20 protein-coding genes are annotated in these 13,943 nt (G+C 59.4%); 12 read left to right on the top strand and 8 right to left on the bottom strand.

Annotated features, from left to right (window positions below):
- Positions 1 to 365 precede the first annotated feature (365 nt).
- Both Q0K23_RS11795 and Q0K23_RS11790 read left to right on the top strand, forming a co-directional pair.
- On the top strand, positions 366 to 587 hold the full coding sequence (locus Q0K23_RS11795) for a hypothetical protein (RefSeq protein WP_294522473.1): 222 nt from the start codon (positions 366 to 368) through the stop codon (positions 585 to 587).
- A gap of 104 nt (positions 588 to 691) precedes the next feature.
- A complete protein-coding gene (locus tag Q0K23_RS11790; protein ID WP_294522470.1) occupies positions 692 to 2,287 on the top strand; it encodes an MBL fold metallo-hydrolase RNA specificity domain-containing protein in 1,596 nt (531 codons plus the stop codon).
- A 54-nt stretch (positions 2,288 to 2,341) separates the two neighbouring features.
- Here the strand turns inward: Q0K23_RS11790 and Q0K23_RS11785 are convergent, their stop codons facing one another.
- Positions 2,342 to 2,551: a hypothetical protein gene (locus Q0K23_RS11785; protein WP_294522468.1), complete on the bottom strand. Its 210-nt coding sequence runs from the start codon at positions 2,549 to 2,551 to the stop codon at positions 2,342 to 2,344.
- 101 nt (positions 2,552 to 2,652) lie between these two features.
- A complete protein-coding gene (locus Q0K23_RS11780) occupies positions 2,653 to 3,822 on the bottom strand; it encodes a nucleoside recognition domain-containing protein (protein ID WP_294522465.1) in 1,170 nt (389 codons plus the stop codon).
- Positions 3,823 to 3,950: 128 nt separating this feature from the next.
- Here Q0K23_RS11780 and Q0K23_RS11775 point away from each other — a divergent pair, with 128 nt between their 5' ends.
- Positions 3,951 to 4,982: a DUF2804 domain-containing protein gene (locus tag Q0K23_RS11775; RefSeq protein ID WP_294522462.1), complete on the top strand. Its 1,032-nt coding sequence runs from the start codon at positions 3,951 to 3,953 to the stop codon at positions 4,980 to 4,982.
- 59 nt (positions 4,983 to 5,041) lie between these two features.
- Here the strand turns inward: Q0K23_RS11775 and Q0K23_RS11770 are convergent, their stop codons facing one another.
- On the bottom strand, positions 5,042 to 5,638 hold the full coding sequence (locus Q0K23_RS11770) for a TetR/AcrR family transcriptional regulator (RefSeq protein WP_294522460.1): 597 nt from the start codon (positions 5,636 to 5,638) through the stop codon (positions 5,042 to 5,044).
- A 93-nt stretch (positions 5,639 to 5,731) separates the two neighbouring features.
- Between Q0K23_RS11770 and Q0K23_RS11765 the strand changes: the two genes are divergently transcribed.
- Positions 5,732 to 6,607 carry a DegV family protein gene (locus tag Q0K23_RS11765; protein WP_294522457.1) on the top strand — a complete coding sequence of 292 codons (876 nt, stop codon included), beginning with the start codon at positions 5,732 to 5,734 and terminating at the stop codon, positions 6,605 to 6,607.
- Between the two features lie 66 nt (positions 6,608 to 6,673).
- Here Q0K23_RS11765 and Q0K23_RS11760 read toward each other — a convergent pair whose 3' ends face one another.
- Positions 6,674 to 6,886, bottom strand: coding sequence for a zinc ribbon domain-containing protein (locus Q0K23_RS11760; RefSeq protein ID WP_294522454.1), 213 nt, complete (start codon positions 6,884 to 6,886; stop codon positions 6,674 to 6,676).
- A gap of 147 nt (positions 6,887 to 7,033) precedes the next feature.
- Here Q0K23_RS11760 and Q0K23_RS11755 point away from each other — a divergent pair, with 147 nt between their 5' ends.
- Positions 7,034 to 7,570 carry a 4'-phosphopantetheinyl transferase superfamily protein gene (locus Q0K23_RS11755; protein ID WP_294522451.1) on the top strand — a complete coding sequence of 179 codons (537 nt, stop codon included), beginning with the start codon at positions 7,034 to 7,036 and terminating at the stop codon, positions 7,568 to 7,570.
- A gap of 232 nt (positions 7,571 to 7,802) precedes the next feature.
- On the opposite strand, the gene Q0K23_RS11750 is transcribed toward Q0K23_RS11755, so the two are convergent.
- The 3 genes from Q0K23_RS11750 to Q0K23_RS11740 all read right to left on the bottom strand — a co-directional run bounded on the left by Q0K23_RS11750 (position 7,803) and on the right by Q0K23_RS11740 (position 10,119).
- Positions 7,803 to 8,855: a site-specific integrase gene (locus Q0K23_RS11750; RefSeq protein ID WP_294522449.1), complete on the bottom strand. Its 1,053-nt coding sequence runs from the start codon at positions 8,853 to 8,855 to the stop codon at positions 7,803 to 7,805.
- Between the two features lie 112 nt (positions 8,856 to 8,967).
- On the bottom strand, positions 8,968 to 9,573 hold the full coding sequence (locus tag Q0K23_RS11745) for a hypothetical protein (RefSeq protein WP_294522447.1): 606 nt from the start codon (positions 9,571 to 9,573) through the stop codon (positions 8,968 to 8,970).
- A 213-nt stretch (positions 9,574 to 9,786) separates the two neighbouring features.
- Positions 9,787 to 10,119 (bottom strand): helix-turn-helix domain-containing protein, encoded by a 333-nt coding sequence (locus tag Q0K23_RS11740; protein ID WP_294522445.1) that lies wholly within the window; start codon positions 10,117 to 10,119, stop codon positions 9,787 to 9,789.
- Positions 10,120 to 10,927: 808 nt separating this feature from the next.
- On the opposite strand from Q0K23_RS11740, the gene Q0K23_RS11735 reads away from it, so the two are divergent.
- Positions 10,928 to 11,131: a helix-turn-helix domain-containing protein gene (locus Q0K23_RS11735; RefSeq protein ID WP_294522443.1), complete on the top strand. Its 204-nt coding sequence runs from the start codon at positions 10,928 to 10,930 to the stop codon at positions 11,129 to 11,131.
- Between the two features lie 132 nt (positions 11,132 to 11,263).
- Here the strand turns inward: Q0K23_RS11735 and Q0K23_RS11730 are convergent, their stop codons facing one another.
- Positions 11,264 to 11,443, bottom strand: coding sequence for a hypothetical protein (locus Q0K23_RS11730; protein ID WP_294522441.1), 180 nt, complete (start codon positions 11,441 to 11,443; stop codon positions 11,264 to 11,266).
- A gap of 93 nt (positions 11,444 to 11,536) precedes the next feature.
- Here Q0K23_RS11730 and Q0K23_RS11725 point away from each other — a divergent pair, with 93 nt between their 5' ends.
- Genes Q0K23_RS11725 through Q0K23_RS11700 form a run of 6 tightly spaced genes read left to right on the top strand, consistent with a single transcriptional unit; the run spans position 11,537 to position 13,850 of the window.
- Positions 11,537 to 11,734: a hypothetical protein gene (locus Q0K23_RS11725; protein WP_294522439.1), complete on the top strand. Its 198-nt coding sequence runs from the start codon at positions 11,537 to 11,539 to the stop codon at positions 11,732 to 11,734.
- Positions 11,735 to 11,775: 41 nt separating this feature from the next.
- Entirely contained in the window at positions 11,776 to 12,288 is a 513-nt protein-coding gene (locus tag Q0K23_RS11720; RefSeq protein ID WP_294522437.1) for a helix-turn-helix transcriptional regulator, read from the top strand.
- Positions 12,288 to 12,500 carry a hypothetical protein gene (locus Q0K23_RS11715; protein WP_294522434.1) on the top strand — a complete coding sequence of 71 codons (213 nt, stop codon included), beginning with the start codon at positions 12,288 to 12,290 and terminating at the stop codon, positions 12,498 to 12,500. Before Q0K23_RS11720 ends, Q0K23_RS11715 begins: the two co-directional genes overlap by 1 nt.
- A complete protein-coding gene (locus Q0K23_RS11710; RefSeq protein WP_294522431.1) occupies positions 12,497 to 12,709 on the top strand; it encodes a hypothetical protein in 213 nt (70 codons plus the stop codon). The genes Q0K23_RS11715 and Q0K23_RS11710 overlap by 4 nt, the downstream gene beginning before the upstream one ends.
- 28 nt (positions 12,710 to 12,737) lie before the next feature.
- Positions 12,738 to 13,034: a hypothetical protein gene (locus Q0K23_RS11705; protein ID WP_294522428.1), complete on the top strand. Its 297-nt coding sequence runs from the start codon at positions 12,738 to 12,740 to the stop codon at positions 13,032 to 13,034.
- Positions 13,035 to 13,064: 30 nt separating this feature from the next.
- A complete protein-coding gene (locus Q0K23_RS11700) occupies positions 13,065 to 13,850 on the top strand; it encodes a helix-turn-helix domain-containing protein (protein ID WP_294522425.1) in 786 nt (261 codons plus the stop codon).
- Positions 13,851 to 13,943 lie beyond the last annotated feature (93 nt).

Raw genomic sequence — 13,943 nt, 5'->3', positions numbered from 1 at the left:
AGGACAGGGTTCCCGCGGAACTGGTTCCGTGGGACAAGAACGGCACCACCAACCTGATCAAGGCCCAGGTGGTGTAAGAGAACACCAATCCGAAGAGCGGGGGAGACTTTCCCCCGCTCTTGCCGATTCCAAGGCTTTGCCTTGATGCGGGGCTGATTCACTCCGCCCCAGCAGATCAAAGACAGGGTTCCCGCGGAACTGGTTCCGTGGGACAAGAGCGGCACCACCAACCTGATCAAGGCCCAGGTGGTGTAAAAGAACACCGATCCGAAGAGCGGGGGAGACTTTCCCCCGCTCTTTTCGTGTTCCAGGGGTTCTTCCGGGCCGGAGGCGCATAGAATGGGAAGAAGAAAGGCGGGATACCCATGGAAAACCCCATTCTGCGCCGTCTCCGGGAGGGGCAGGGCGTGGATCGCCCCGATCCGGTGTGGCTGCTCACCCTGCTGACCGCCCAGCCGCTGGACACCTACAGCCTGGAGGACTGGAACGAGGCCCTGTCTCTTGCGGTGGGGCGGCGGATTCTCTGTCCCTCCTACCGGACGCTCTCCGCCTATGTCCAGCGCCTGGCGGTGGACAGCCTCCGGTGAGGGGGGAAACGGGGAAATTCTACACGCTGAGCATCACCTCCTGATTGCATTTCCCAAGTGGGGAAGGTACAATGAACTCAGAAGCAAAAAAGGAGGTGCCTGGTATGAAACTGACCTTTTTCGGCGCAGCCAAGGCGGTCACCGGCAGCTGTCACTGTGTGGAGTGCGGCGGGAAGCGGATCCTGGTGGACTGCGGACTCCAGCAGGGGCGGGACGAGCAGGACAACAGCAGGCTGGACTTTACGCCCGGGTATATCGACGCCGTTGTGGTGACCCACGCCCACATCGACCACTCCGGCCGTCTGCCCCTGCTGGTAAAGCAGGGCTTTGACGGCCCCATCTACTGCACCCGGCTCACCGCCCAGCTGCTGTCCATCATGCTGCAGGACTCGGCCCACATTCAGGAGAGCGACGCCCAGTGGGAGAACCAGAAGGGCAAGCGCGCCGGCCGGCCGCCGGTGGAGCCGCTGTACACCGTGGAAGACGCGGAGCTGACGTTGAAGCAGCTGGTCTCCTGCGAGTACGGCCAGGAGCTGGAGATCCTCCCCGGCATTGCCCGCCTCCGGTTCACCGACGCCGGGCACCTGCTGGGCTCGGCCAGCGCGGAGATCTGGCTGACCGAGGAGGGACAGACTCGGAAGATCGTCTTCTCCGGCGACATCGGCAACCACGACCAGCCCATCATCCGGGACCCCCAGTACATCCAGGAGGCGGACTACGTCCTCACCGAGAGCACCTACGGCGACCGGCTCCACCAGGGCAGGGGGGAGTACAAGGAGGAGCTGGCGGCCATCATCGACCGCACCCTGGGCCGGGGCGGCAACGTGGTGATCCCCTCCTTTGCGGTGGGCCGCACCCAGGAGCTGCTCTACTTTATCCGGGAGATCAAGGAGGAGAACCTGACCCCCAACGCCCCCAACTTCCAGGTCTGCGTGGACTCCCCCCTGGCCCGTGAGGCCACCCGTATCTTCTCTGGAGACCTCCACGGCTATCTGGACGAGGAGGCCCTGGAGGTGGTGCGGGACGGCGAGGCCCTATTCACCTTCCCCGGCCTGACCCTGGTGGAGAGCAGCGAGGAGTCCAAGGCCCTGAACGCGGACAAGACCCCCAAGGTCATCATCTCCGCCTCGGGCATGTGCGACGCCGGCCGTATCCGCCACCATCTGAAGCACAATCTGTGGCGCAGGGAGTGCACGGTGGTCTTTGTGGGCTTCCAGGCGGAGGGCAGCCTGGGCCGCCGCCTGCTGGAGGGTGTCAAGGAGGTCAAGCTCTTCGGCGAGACCATCGCCGTCAACGCGGATATCACCCAGTGCCACGGCCTGTCCTCCCACGCCGACCGCAACGGCCTGCTGGCCTGGATCAACTACTACAACCCCAGGCCCAAGGAGGTCTTTGTGGTCCACGGCGACGCGGCGGTCACCGAGATCTACGCCAACACCCTGCGGGAGCAGGGCTTCTCCGCCCACGCCCCCGAGTATGAGGAGGTCTACGACCTGCTCGCCGGCAAGGTGCTGGCGGCGGGCATCCCCCAGCCCAGGAAGGCCGCGCCTCAGGACGCCGGCTCTCCCGCCTACCGCCGCCTGGAGGAGGCGGGCGAGAAGCTCATGGAGGCCATCCGACACAACAAGGGCGGCACCAACAAGGACCTGGCCAAGTTCGCCGATCAGATCCGCGCCCTGGTGGAGAAGTGGGAGCGCTGATAAAAAGACAAAAAGGAGGCCGGAGCATCTGCTCCGGCCTCCTTTTCCGTAAGATCACAGTGTGAAGTCCTCGTCCTTGAGCTTGCTGAAGTCGGGGGCCACCGGTCTGGGCGGCACCCGCTTGAAGGGGTCGTACTGAAAGGCACGGCAGTGGCCCCCGGGGGACACCACCCCTTTTTTGGCGCACAGCAGGCTATCGTCGTCCAGCGGCGCGGAGCGGGTGCAGTAGGCGCAGCGGGGCTCAATGGATTTTTGAAACAGCATGGCAGTTCCCTCCGGAAGGCGATTCTTTTCTTGTATAACAGTATACCGCATCGGGGCGGGATTTTCCACAAAAACAGGGAAGAAGGGGAAAAAAGAGGGATTCAGGCCCGACGGCAGCGGCGGATGGCGGCGGCAGCGGCGGCGAAGAAGAGAAGCCACACCACCCAGGCGGACACGGTGGAGATGACCAGCGCGGTGCGGAAGTCCAGCGCGGCGATGGAGGCCACCTGGTCGGCCAGGTATGCGGCGGCGGGGGCCTCGAAGGAGAAGAGGCGGGACAGCGCCGCCACAAACAGGGCGGACAGTCCGCCGTGGAGCAGTTTTCCCACCAGATAGGTGCGCACGCTCAGGCCGCTGCCGCCGATAAAGGACAGCACCTGGCAGTGGACGGATACCCCGGCCCAGCCCAGCATGAAGGCGGCCATGGACAGCCGTCCCGCCAGGGCCCCGGAGCCGGACAGGGTCCACACGCCGGAGGAGATCTCCAGAAAGCCGGTGAGCAGCCGCTCCGCCCACTCCTGGGAGAAGCCCAGGGGGGACAGCAGGGTCCCCAGGGCCCAGGCCAGGCCGGAGAGAATCCCGGACAGAAAGAGCAGCTTGATGACCACGGTGAAGAACACCACAAAGGCGCAGATGTTGAGGGTGGAGAGGAAGGAGTTCTTGATGGACCCGGTGAAGGCGGCGGTAAAGCGCTGGGCCTGGAACCGGGGCGCAGGGCGCGCGCTGTCCCGTTTGGCGCCGCCCGCCTTGTAGAAGCGGAAGAGGATGCCCACACACACCGACGCGGCGGCGTGGGCCAGGTAGAGCAGCAGGCCCACCCGGCTGCTGCCGAACACCCCCGCCCCCACCACGCCCAGGATGAAGGCGGGGCCGGAGTTGTTGCAGAAGGAGAGCAGCCGCTCCGCCTCGGTGCGGGTGCACATGCCCTTTTCATAGAGGCTGATAGCGGTCTTGGCGCCCACGGGGTAGCCGCCGATAAAGCCCAGGGCAAAGGCGGAGGCGCAGGCGCCGCTGACGTTGAACAGGGGGCGCATGACCTTTTCCAGCGCCCGGCCCAGGTAGCCCGCCAGCCCCAGCTCCACCACCAGAGAGGACAGGACGAAGAAGGGGAACAGGGAGGGGATGATCACGTTGTAGCACAGCTTCAGCCCGTCCCTGGCCGCCGACATGGCCTCCTGGGGATAGAACATGAGCCCCAGGGTGGCGCACAGCAGGGCCAGCCCCAGAATGGCGTCCCGCACCCACTGTCTGGCCAGCAGTTTGGATATCATGCTCCCACCTCCCGTCCAGACAGGATATGCGCCCGCTGGTTGTCCCTATGCCCGCTTGCTCCGGGGAGACAGGTAGGATATAATAGACACAGACAACCCGGATATGTGGGACAAAAGGAGGGAGCGCCGTGGAACAGCATGAGATCACAAGGCCCATCCCCCTGCTGGACGGCAGGGGCAACCTGACGGAGGCGGGATACGCCAAGCGGCTCCTGCCGGTGTACGACCGCAGCAAGGTCAGGGGCGGGATCACCCGGCTGAAGGAGTGGGACTACTACCTGGTGATGAACGACCATTTTGCCCTGGCCCTCACCATTGCGGACAACTCCTACATGGGCCTGGACTCCATCTCCCTCCTGGATTTTGACCAGGGCTGGCAGGTGACCAGGAGCCCCATGCGGCTCCTGCCCATGGGCAGCACCGGCCTGCCCGCCACCTCGGAGCGGGGGGACACGGCGGTGTCGGGGAAGGGGTACGGCCTCTTCTTCCGGGCCGGCGGAGAGAAGCGGCTGCTGGTGGCCCACATGGACAAGTTCCGGGACGGCCAGGCACTGGACGCCCGGGTGGTGCTCACGGATGAGCCGGAGGAGTCCATGGTCATCTGCACCCCCTTCGGCAAGCCGGGGCACTTCTACTACAACCAGAAGATCAACTGCATGCGGGCCTCGGGGACGGTCACCCTGGGGGAGAAGACCTACACCTTCCGCCCGGGGGATTCCTTCGGCACCCTGGACTGGGGCCGGGGGGTGTGGACCTACCACAACACCTGGTACTGGGGCTCCGCCTCCGGTCTGGCGGACGGGGTGCCCTTCGGGTTCAACATCGGCTACGGCTTTGGGGACACCTCGGCGGCCACGGAGAACATGCTCTTCTGCAACGGGAAGGCCCACAAGCTCTCTAAGGTGGCCTTCCATATCCCGAAAAAGGGCGGCCGCTACGACTACATGGCCAACTGGACCTTCACCAGCGACGACGGCCGCTTTGAGATGGACTTTCAGCCCGTTCTGGACCGGGCGGCCTGCGCCAGCGCGGGGGTCATCAAGTCCGACCAGCACCAGGTGTTCGGCCGCTTCACCGGCCGGGCGGTGCTGGACGACGGCAAGGCGGTGGAGCTGCGGAACTTTATGGGCTTTGCCGAGCGGGTGGAGAACAAGTGGTGAGAGGGTAAAAAACGGGGCGCGTCTTATGACGCGCCCCGTTTTGACGTGTGCAGGGGAGGTTACGCGGACCGCTGGAAGATCTGGGCGAAGAACTGATAGTCCTGTTCCAGCTTGGGCAATAATGGGTAGGAGCCCTGGTGGAGGATCCAGTCGATGGCCACGCCCCGGAAGTGGCGGAACAGGAAGTCCGCCACCCATTCCGGCGACTTGCCCGGCATCAGCAGCCCCAGGTCCCGGGTCTGCCGCAGGCACTCCAGCATGGCCCGGTGGGTGAAACGGGAGGGGTCCATGGACTCAAAGGAGGGGTTGGACAGGCGGTGGACATAGTACCGGGCCACCAGCTCGTGGCCCTCCTCCTCCATAAAACCGGCGTAGCTGGACAGCAGCAGCCACAGCCGTTCCACCGGGTCGTCCTTCTCGTGGCCCATCAGGGCCCGCTCCATGTACACGTCCAGAGAGGCAAAGCCCCGTACCAGCATATCTTCCTTTGACTTGAAGTGGTGGTAAAACGCACCGGTTGTGATACCGGCCCGGCGGCAGATGTCCCGGATGGAGATCCGGTCAAAGCTGTCCTCGTGGGACAGCTCCATGGCGGCCTGGAGGATGGCCTGTTCCGTCTGCCTGGCCTGGGCCTTCCGCCGCTCGCGATAGTCCATAATGGGCCTCCTTCTCGCTTGACAGAGGTGGAAGAATTGGATATAATAGTCACATAACATCGTTATGCTACATGCTAATTATAGAGTAGGGTGATGAAATTGTCAAACCCCTATAAGATCGCCATTCTGACCGACTCCTGCTCCGATCTGTCGCCGGAGCTGCGGGCGGGAAAGCCCATCTTCACCGTGCCCCTGAAGATCACCTGCCGGGATGGGGAGTACTCCGACGGCGTGGACATCTTCGCGCCCGACATCTACCGCCGCCTGGCGGCGGGGGAGCTGCCCAAGACCTCTCTGCCCGACTTCTTCACCGCCGACCGCATCCTCAGCCGCATCAAGGCGGAGGGCTACGAGCGGGTGCTGGCCATCCACCTGTCCTCCGGCCTGTCGGGCACCTACAACATGATCCGGCTGCTGGGGGAGAGCCGCCACGACCTGGATGTGGCGGTGTTCGACTCGGTCAGCGGCGCACTGGGCATCGGCATCATCGTGCTCCAGGCCTGGGAGGACATTGAGAGCGGCATGACCTGGGAGAAGCTGGTGAAGGAGCGGGTGCCCAAGCTGATCGCCAACACCTTCCCCTTCTTCTCGGTGGACACCCTGGAGTACCTGGCCAAGGGCGGGCGCATCGGCAAGGTGACCGCCATGGCGGGGACTGTGCTCAACATCAAGCCCCTCATTACCTTTGCCCCCGACGGACAGCTCCAGAGCGTGGCCAAGGTCCGGGGGCGCAAGGCCGTGCAGGACAAGCTGCTGGAGCTGGTGCGCAAGGCGCTGGGGGACCACAAGCGGTACAATCTGGGCGTGGCCAACGGCGGCGCGCCGGAGGAGATGGCCCAGCTCCGCGCCAGGATGGAGCAGGAATTCCCCAACTACGAACATTTCTGGGAGGGCGCCATAGACGCCACCCTCAGCGTCTACATCGGCAGCGGCGTGCTGGGCGCCGGCGTGCAGGTGCTGGACGACTGAGGAACCGGTACAGACCGATACAGAAAGCCAACGGCGGCGGGACAGCTCCCGCCGCCGTTTTTTGCCTCAGCCGCCGATGAGAAAGTCCAGGATGTCCCAGCCGGTGCCGGTCTGGGCCTTGTAGAGCTCGGTGTAGCCGCACTGGGTGCAGGTGATGGTGTAGAACTTCTTGTTCTGAATGTCGAACAGCTTGGCGAAGTTGCCGCCGGTAGCCTGGAACTGGTCGTGCTCATAGGTGCGGCAGCCGCACTTGGGGCAGATATACTGCAATTTTTCCATGGAACGTCACTCCTCATTGCCCGGGAAAAGCGTGCGCAGGGGCGTGCCCCCGGGATTTTGCAGATATTGTACAAAAACCGGATTGAAAATACAAGGTAAAAAGGATTAAAATAGACATAACACTTGAGACGGAAGGGGGAAATGGCGATGCTGTTGATATTGGGGAGCAGAGACCAGGAGGGACGGGCTGCGTCCCGCCGGCTGCTGGCCCTGGGCCTGCGGGAGATCTGGGGTCTGGAGGAGATGCCGCCCGTGGTCCGCGGGCCCATGGGGAAGCCCTATTTCCCCGACCTGCCGGACGTCCACTTCAACCTGAGCCACAGCGGCAATCTGGCCCTGTGCGCGTTTTCCGACCGGCCTGTGGGCGTGGATATCGAGCGGGTGCGGCCCCACCGGGACGGTCTGCCCCGCCATTCGCTGGACATCCGGGAGTACCGGTGGTTCCTGGAGCAGGGCGGCGGCTGGGACAAGTTCTGCCAGCTGTGGACCCGGAAGGAGAGCTGGGTCAAGCGGGTGGGCGGCAGCATCGCCGGACCGGCCAGGATCTGCCCGCCCCTGCCCGGAGAGCGGGCGGAGGGACTGCTGCTGCAGGACTTTGCCGGCGAGGGCTGGCGGGCGGCTGTGTGCGCCGCCGGAGAAGGCGAGTATCAGATCCAGTGGAGGGACCTGGCGGGAGCTTCATAAAATATCAGATTGGCAAAACAGCGCGGCTTTTTTCGCAAAATGTGAAAAAAGCCGCGCTGTTCTGTCTATAATGTGATAAAATCTGGAATTTCGAAATGAGAAATTCCCTTTTTCTTAATGATTCTATAACTTATCGAATTTAGAAAACCCTTGCGGCGCAATGGGTTGCGGGAATTTCTGTTATGAGCTTGTTATTAACCGGATTCTAACATCCTATTTTTGTGTATTTTGCTTATGCCAATTTCCGCATAGCCCGTTGCAGAAGTTCAATCGTCGCATGGGTGTAGTGCTGGGTGATATTTGACTCCGTTGAGTGCCCTATGAGCCACTTTATGGTCAGCTCATCCACACCGGCGGCATGGAGACGGGTGGCAAAGGTATGGCGACACCAGTGGGGTGTGGCCTCCGGTGTACCCAGCGCTTCCGCAATCGCTGGGAAGGCCACCGTGCGGTATTGCTGCGCGGTCATGGGCTCTCCGTCCACGGATATGATGGTGTCGCCTCCACGCTTAATCCAGGACAACAGGTAAGGCTTAATCTTGGGATGTACCGGGACAATCCTGTCTTTACCGGCCCTGGTCTTTTTCCCTCCCTGGAGATAGTCACCATCAGCATGGTAGGAAAAGACCGTCAGCTCCAGAAACTCAGAGATCCGGAATCCTGTATAGCAGAGCATCAGAGCCGTATCCGCCCACGGGAAGCCGTCCCGGGCCAACTGCTCCAGCTTGGCCATCTGCATGTCTGAAAATGCGCCCTTCGCTCTCTTGGCGTCAACAGACGGGATGTCGAGATACTTGGAGTAGTCCTTGGCTACGATATCCCGCTCCATGCTGTACCGATAGAGAGCCTTGATGAGCATGGCGTCGTTATTGATGAGGGACTGGGAGAGACCGTTCTCCTCATCCTCGTCCAGGATAGACTGCCACTGATCCAGTGTCATGTCCCTCATTTTCTTGTCCGCAAACCGCGACACACGTTTATTCCACGCAGCTTTATGGCTGGTCACGGATGCAGGATTGAGCCGCTTATACTCTCTGCCCGACCAGTACTCATAGACCTGCGATACAGTCATGGCGAGCTGTTCAGGAGCAGCTATCAGCCCTGCGGCGCGACTCTGGTTATAGGCGTCCAGGGCGGCCTGGGCTTCTGCGGCCTTACTGTGGTAGCTGAGCGCCACCTGTTTGATTTTCCCGTATTTATCCCGGAAGGAGACGCGCACAACGTATGGGCGTCGGCGCTGGCCAGACAGCTTAACCACAGTTCCGCTTCCGTTCGCTCTTTTCAAAAAAACACCTCCTAGAGCAACCGCCCCCGGCCGGATGGCTGAGGGCGGTTTTGGTATTCATGGGCAAATCCGCAAGCGCTTGCGGATTTGGGGCGTGTACAAGTTGGACACGTTATTTCGGATCGATGGAAAGAGTGGCCAGGCCGCCCACGATTGTGTACGTATATTCCGCGACAGTTCCAGACGAAAGATAGATGTTGTCCTCCGAAAAATCGGTGCTGTCGATGTTTAAGTCTGTGTCAATAGAACTCCAACGATCGTTGTCAGGCTCAAACATGGCCACGAGTATGGATTTGTAACAGATAAAATCCCAGGAGGATTCTTCTGTCAGCTTAGAAATATCTGCAATCAGAGACACACTCTGCACCTTGCCGGACTGGGCGGAATCCACGATGTTGAGCGTAACCCCGTCATATATCAGGTAAGAGTAATATGTACCTGCTACAGTTTTTCCAACGGCATCCCAATCCGATGTGGTAGGTGTAATGTCGGACGGCAGTATATAGGCATAGTCTTCCACACCCGAATCCAGTACAGAGATGACCTCGTTAACTGTGGTGTTGAAAACGGTTTCTTCCATAGAAGGAGATTGAGGTGAAGCTGTGGCGTCTGATTCTGACACGGCAGAGACTTGAGGGCTTTCTGTTGCGGTTGGTGTGTTGCACGCGGCTAATGTTAAAACAGACAAGCAACATATGAGCGCGAGCGTTTTCTTCATTTTCTTCTTTCCTTTCAGCGTGTCCAAGTCGGACACAAATTTATTAGACTTTCTGCTTCGGTGTATTGCAAGAATCAAACGAATGTTCTATAATGAACGAGAGCACAGCATACGTACTGCGGGGAAACCTGAGGGGAGGACATGAGATGACGCCGGATGAAAAGCTCGCTGCCGCGTTGGAGTTATTTCGACAGCTCCAGGAGAAAGACCAAGTTAGTTGCCTTGAGAATCTACGACGCCTTTCAGCTGGGCCAGCACCATGTCCTGCTGCTCCGGCGTAAGTTTCTGGAACAACTGAACGAACTCTTTTTCACGCTCGCTGCCATCTTCGGCAGCGGGCGCTTCTTTTTTCCCTGTAAGGAGGTATTCCACGGTCGTTCCTAGTACCTCGGAAATTTTGGGGAGATATTTTGTGTAAGACTGCGACCGCCCTGTTTTCCATGCACTAACAGTCTTGTCGGTGGTTCCAAGCAACTGAGCAAACTCCTTCTGCTCAATCTCCTTTACTTTCAGAAGAGAAAAAATTCGCTCAACAGGTGTGGACAAGCAAATCACCTCCAAACTGCACAAATCTTAGAAAACGAGATTATAGAATTTTCACAAGATTTTATGTTCTTGATATTTTAGATTGACAATCTTAAAAATCGAGATTATGATTAAGCCACAAGGAAAACTAATAGTTTCCAGGTGAAAGGAAAGGGGGTGAGATAAGATGCTCTTATTCTCTGTCTCTTGTGACCTGTACGGAGAAGCGAAGAAAAAACTGGAGGAAGAGCTTGAACGCTATACCGGAGAAAAATGCATCGTACTCACGATGTGTACTGGTGTATTCCGGATACCTGGGCCAATAGAGTCTGGCTCAGGGGAAGAAGGAGCGAATAAAAGCTGCGAGTGAAATGAGGACCGCGATTGCAGACAGTAAAAGGGAAAGACGGCTTTCTCCCTTAGTGCGGGACGCGCGCGCAAGGTACATACGTCCCAGGTCACTCACACGGAGCGCATTCAAGGGTATAGAAAGTTCGCCTCTGTCTCTGTACGGGAAGCTGGTTGAGTAGAACCGTTCTATCAGCTTGGTACGATACAGGTAAGGATATGGCTCTGTGTTGTGCTGAAGAGGCTCGTCTGATACAGCGCCCTGCCGCAAGATAGAGCGGAGTGCCTTTAGTTCTGATGCGGTCAACTCAATGTCATCAAGACCTGAGGAATTATCCACACCTATCACCCCAATGCACCGTGCTGTCAGGCATAGTCGTACAGGCAAATCAGATCGGTTATTTTTCTTTGGCGAAAACCTGTGGTTTCATTCTATCACAAGGAACAGGTGTAAGCAAGAATAAAAGGGAGGTGAGACTGGATGAGGATTAAAGAACGCAGAGAGGCGCTGGGTTTGACCCGCACACAGCTGGGGGACAGGCTCGGGGTTTCCAAAGTCGCTGTGCGGAAATGGGAATTGGGTCTTACCATGCCCAATGCGGACAAGCTGCCTGCCCTGGCCGATGCGCTGTACTGTTCTATCGACGAACTGTATGGCCGCACGCCACCCCAGGCGGCCAGCTGAAAGGAGGGGAAAGTTACTTGGAGCTTGTAATCAAAGGCGATGCAAAAGAAATCGCCGTTCTTGTAGCGGCACTACAAGAACGGCGAGAGGAGGAACCACTCGGCTTGATAGCAGAGAAACTGGCGGACGGAATCAGCGCTCAGCTTTCATCTGCTCATACTCCCTAATGGTTGCAATCGTGGCGCGTACTGCGGTCTGTGCAATCATTTCAGCCAGTTTTTCAATCCCGGTTGCATCTGGAGTAAGCTGAATGGTTTTCTCCAAGGCACGTTTTTCGAGAGCCTCACATTCTTGAGGTGTCAATTCTAGCATGGTTTCACCTCCCTTCCACCGCTCACATTCTACCACGGTGGGGAAGGGAAGTACAGAATCGACTGGGGCGGTCAGCTGAGAGGAGGGGAAAGCATGATGCAGGGGGACACCCCGGAGCTGCGGCGGATTATCCGCTGGTTGGATAGTCAGTTTGAGCCGGGCCAGCTGGCCCTGGTGGAGCGGGTGACCCGTAACGCCGTCCGAATCACGGACCGCTGGGGCGATATAGCTCTGGTCATCTGCCGGCAGGACGGAGACGTGGAGATTATGCCTGTCCCGGAGGCTTGCTGAACTATCTGACTTAATTTTATCCCGAAAAGGAGGTGATTACCATGCCGGAGAAATGCCGGAATATATACAAAAGGGCAAGAAAGGAGAGGGGTTTTACTCAGGAATACGCCGCCGAGCAGCTGGGCATTAGTGTCGAAAGTCTGCGGGCCTACGAGACCGGCCAGCGGGTGCCGCCTGACGAAGTAGTGGCGGATATGTTCGGCCTGTACAACACCCTGCATCTGATAGTGCAACACGTGCGAAAAAAGAACACCATGTATGGCCGGGTGGTGCCAGATGTGCCGCAGATTGGAGCGCTGGAGGCCAGCGCCAAGCTGAGAAACAGGCTCGACTCTTTTGCCGAGAGACGCGGAGCCAGACGGCTGATGCTTATCACTGAGGACAATGTTATTGACGACAGTGAGAGCCCGGAGTTTGACGAAATTGTGGATGAGCTTGTAGAAATGTTCGCCTTGGTTTTGGCGCTGATATCCGCAAAACCGGAGCCAGCAGGCATAAAAAAATCCGCCCCCAGGTGTGCGAGACCTGAGGACGGAAAAAGGAGATTCAACTAATGAAAGTATATCATAAGCGCGGCGGAAATGCAACGAATTTCCGCTGGATTCGTGTACCCTTTTGCGCTCTGCTGGCCGTCATGGCCCTGGGCACCGTGGGCAACATTGAGTGCGGTTTTGTGAGCGTCCGGGCCGGGGCCGTGACCCTGGCGGCGCTGATGACCGGGCTGGCCGTAGCGCTGGCCTGGCCGGAGAGGAGGGGGATGAGATGACCAAGCGCGATGAGGCGTACTGGGAAAAGCATTTTTCTGAGTGGGCCATCCGATGGCGGAGCGACCCCTGGGCACTGGTGTACGACCTGGAGTCAATTATGGATTCTCCGTGCTACACCGCCAGCGAGAAGCTCAAGCTGATGAAACGGGCCATGGAGGCCTACAACGAAGCGGTGAAGGAGGCGAGCAGCAATGCCGAGACGGTCTAACGCACCCCGTCCGTCGGACGAGGAAATCATGAAATACGATAACGTGCCCATCCCACTGGCGGCGTCATACCTGGGGACAAGCTCTCCGACCATGATGCGGGCGCTCCAGCAGGGCCGCACGCCCTTCGGCTGGGCAGCTTTCAACGAGGAGACCGGTACATACACCTACAATGTCAGCCCCGGCGGCCTGGTGGAATATAAGCATCGGGGCTATAAGACGGTGGACCTGACCCTGATGGAACAGCTGATGCAGGAGGCTGTGGACCGTCTGGTGGCTGCCCGCATGGACAAGCTCAAGGCCGCCATGCGCTTGATGGAGCAGTGAGCAGTTTGAGCATAAGAAGGGGGTGACGGGGTGCAGAGCAGACAGATTGAGGTGCGGCGGCGGAAGCTGCCGTACACCAACGTAAAGAACGACCTGATATGGGACAGCCGCCTGAGACTGCAAACCCGCTTTGCGCTCATCGCCATGCTGAGCCTGCCGGATGACTGGGACTACTCCATCCGGGGCATGGCGGCAAAGCTGGAGGTCTCCAAGGACACCATGGCCAAGATGCTCAAGGAGCTGGAGGAGGCGGGGTACCTGAGACGGCAGACCCAGGAGCACGCCGCCTCCGGCCAGTTCGGCAGGGCCAGGTATATCCTGACCGACGTGCCCAACGACTTCGGCGGCGGGGAGGAGCCTGAGGATGAGGCGGATAGCCCGGACCGACCAGAGGGGGAAAGCGGCGCACCGTGTCCTGATTTACCGTACACGGTTTCACCGTACACGAAGAATTCGCCGCAACAAAATAATAAAGAACAAACTAATAAACAAGATCCCCCTATAGTCCCCCAAGGGGGACAAGGCGGAAAAAAGAAACGTTCCCCCAAGAGTGTCCCCCAGTGGAAGCCGGAGCGGTTCGAGAAGTTCTGGGCCTACTATCCCCGCCATGAGGACCGGGTGTCCGCTGTGCGGGAGTGGGACAGGCTCAAGCCCAGCGACGAGCTCATTGACGCCATCGCCCGGGCGCTGCTCTGGCAGACCAAGGCGGAGGACTGGCCGGCGCCCTACGCCTGCCGGTACCTGCGCAACCAGCGGTGGCTGGACGAGCCCACGAAGAAGGCTCAAGCGAGAAAGGAGACACGACATGTCGAATAGCTATCTGCCGGAGGACGTACTGCTGTACGACCCGGCATGGATTGATACCAAGCTGCCCACCGGCTTCTGGCTGATGGACAGCCCGGAGGATGT

The sequence above is a fragment of the uncultured Pseudoflavonifractor sp. genome, from assembly GCF_944387275.1.
Taxonomy (GTDB): domain Bacteria; phylum Bacillota; class Clostridia; order Oscillospirales; family Oscillospiraceae; genus Pseudoflavonifractor; species Pseudoflavonifractor intestinihominis.
Note: the sequence above shows the minus strand (reverse complement) of the source record. Positions and strands in the feature narration are given on the sequence as shown.

Bases quoted from the DNA above. Each gene is read 5' to 3' on its own strand.
- Q0K23_RS11795 (WP_294522473.1), top strand. From the start codon at position 366: ATGGAAAACCCCATTCTGCGCCGTCTCCGGGAGGGGCAGGGCGTGGAT.
- Q0K23_RS11790 (WP_294522470.1), top strand. From the start codon at position 692: ATGAAACTGACCTTTTTCGGCGCAGCCAAGGCGGTCACCGGCAGCTGT.
- Q0K23_RS11785 (WP_294522468.1), bottom strand. From the start codon at position 2,551: ATGCTGTTTCAAAAATCCATTGAGCCCCGCTGCGCCTACTGCACCCGC.
- Q0K23_RS11780 (WP_294522465.1), bottom strand. From the start codon at position 3,822: ATGATATCCAAACTGCTGGCCAGACAGTGGGTGCGGGACGCCATTCTG.
- Q0K23_RS11770 (WP_294522460.1), bottom strand. From the start codon at position 5,638: ATGGACTATCGCGAGCGGCGGAAGGCCCAGGCCAGGCAGACGGAACAG.
- Q0K23_RS11765 (WP_294522457.1), top strand. From the start codon at position 5,732: ATGAAATTGTCAAACCCCTATAAGATCGCCATTCTGACCGACTCCTGC.
- Q0K23_RS11760 (WP_294522454.1), bottom strand. From the start codon at position 6,886: ATGGAAAAATTGCAGTATATCTGCCCCAAGTGCGGCTGCCGCACCTAT.
- Q0K23_RS11755 (WP_294522451.1), top strand. From the start codon at position 7,034: ATGCTGTTGATATTGGGGAGCAGAGACCAGGAGGGACGGGCTGCGTCC.
- Q0K23_RS11745 (WP_294522447.1), bottom strand. From the start codon at position 9,573: ATGAAGAAAACGCTCGCGCTCATATGTTGCTTGTCTGTTTTAACATTA.
- Q0K23_RS11735 (WP_294522443.1), top strand. From the start codon at position 10,928: ATGAGGATTAAAGAACGCAGAGAGGCGCTGGGTTTGACCCGCACACAG.
- Q0K23_RS11730 (WP_294522441.1), bottom strand. From the start codon at position 11,443: ATGCTAGAATTGACACCTCAAGAATGTGAGGCTCTCGAAAAACGTGCC.
- Q0K23_RS11725 (WP_294522439.1), top strand. From the start codon at position 11,537: ATGATGCAGGGGGACACCCCGGAGCTGCGGCGGATTATCCGCTGGTTG.
- Q0K23_RS11720 (WP_294522437.1), top strand. From the start codon at position 11,776: ATGCCGGAGAAATGCCGGAATATATACAAAAGGGCAAGAAAGGAGAGG.
- Q0K23_RS11715 (WP_294522434.1), top strand. From the start codon at position 12,288: ATGAAAGTATATCATAAGCGCGGCGGAAATGCAACGAATTTCCGCTGG.
- Q0K23_RS11710 (WP_294522431.1), top strand. From the start codon at position 12,497: ATGACCAAGCGCGATGAGGCGTACTGGGAAAAGCATTTTTCTGAGTGG.
- Q0K23_RS11705 (WP_294522428.1), top strand. From the start codon at position 12,738: ATGAAATACGATAACGTGCCCATCCCACTGGCGGCGTCATACCTGGGG.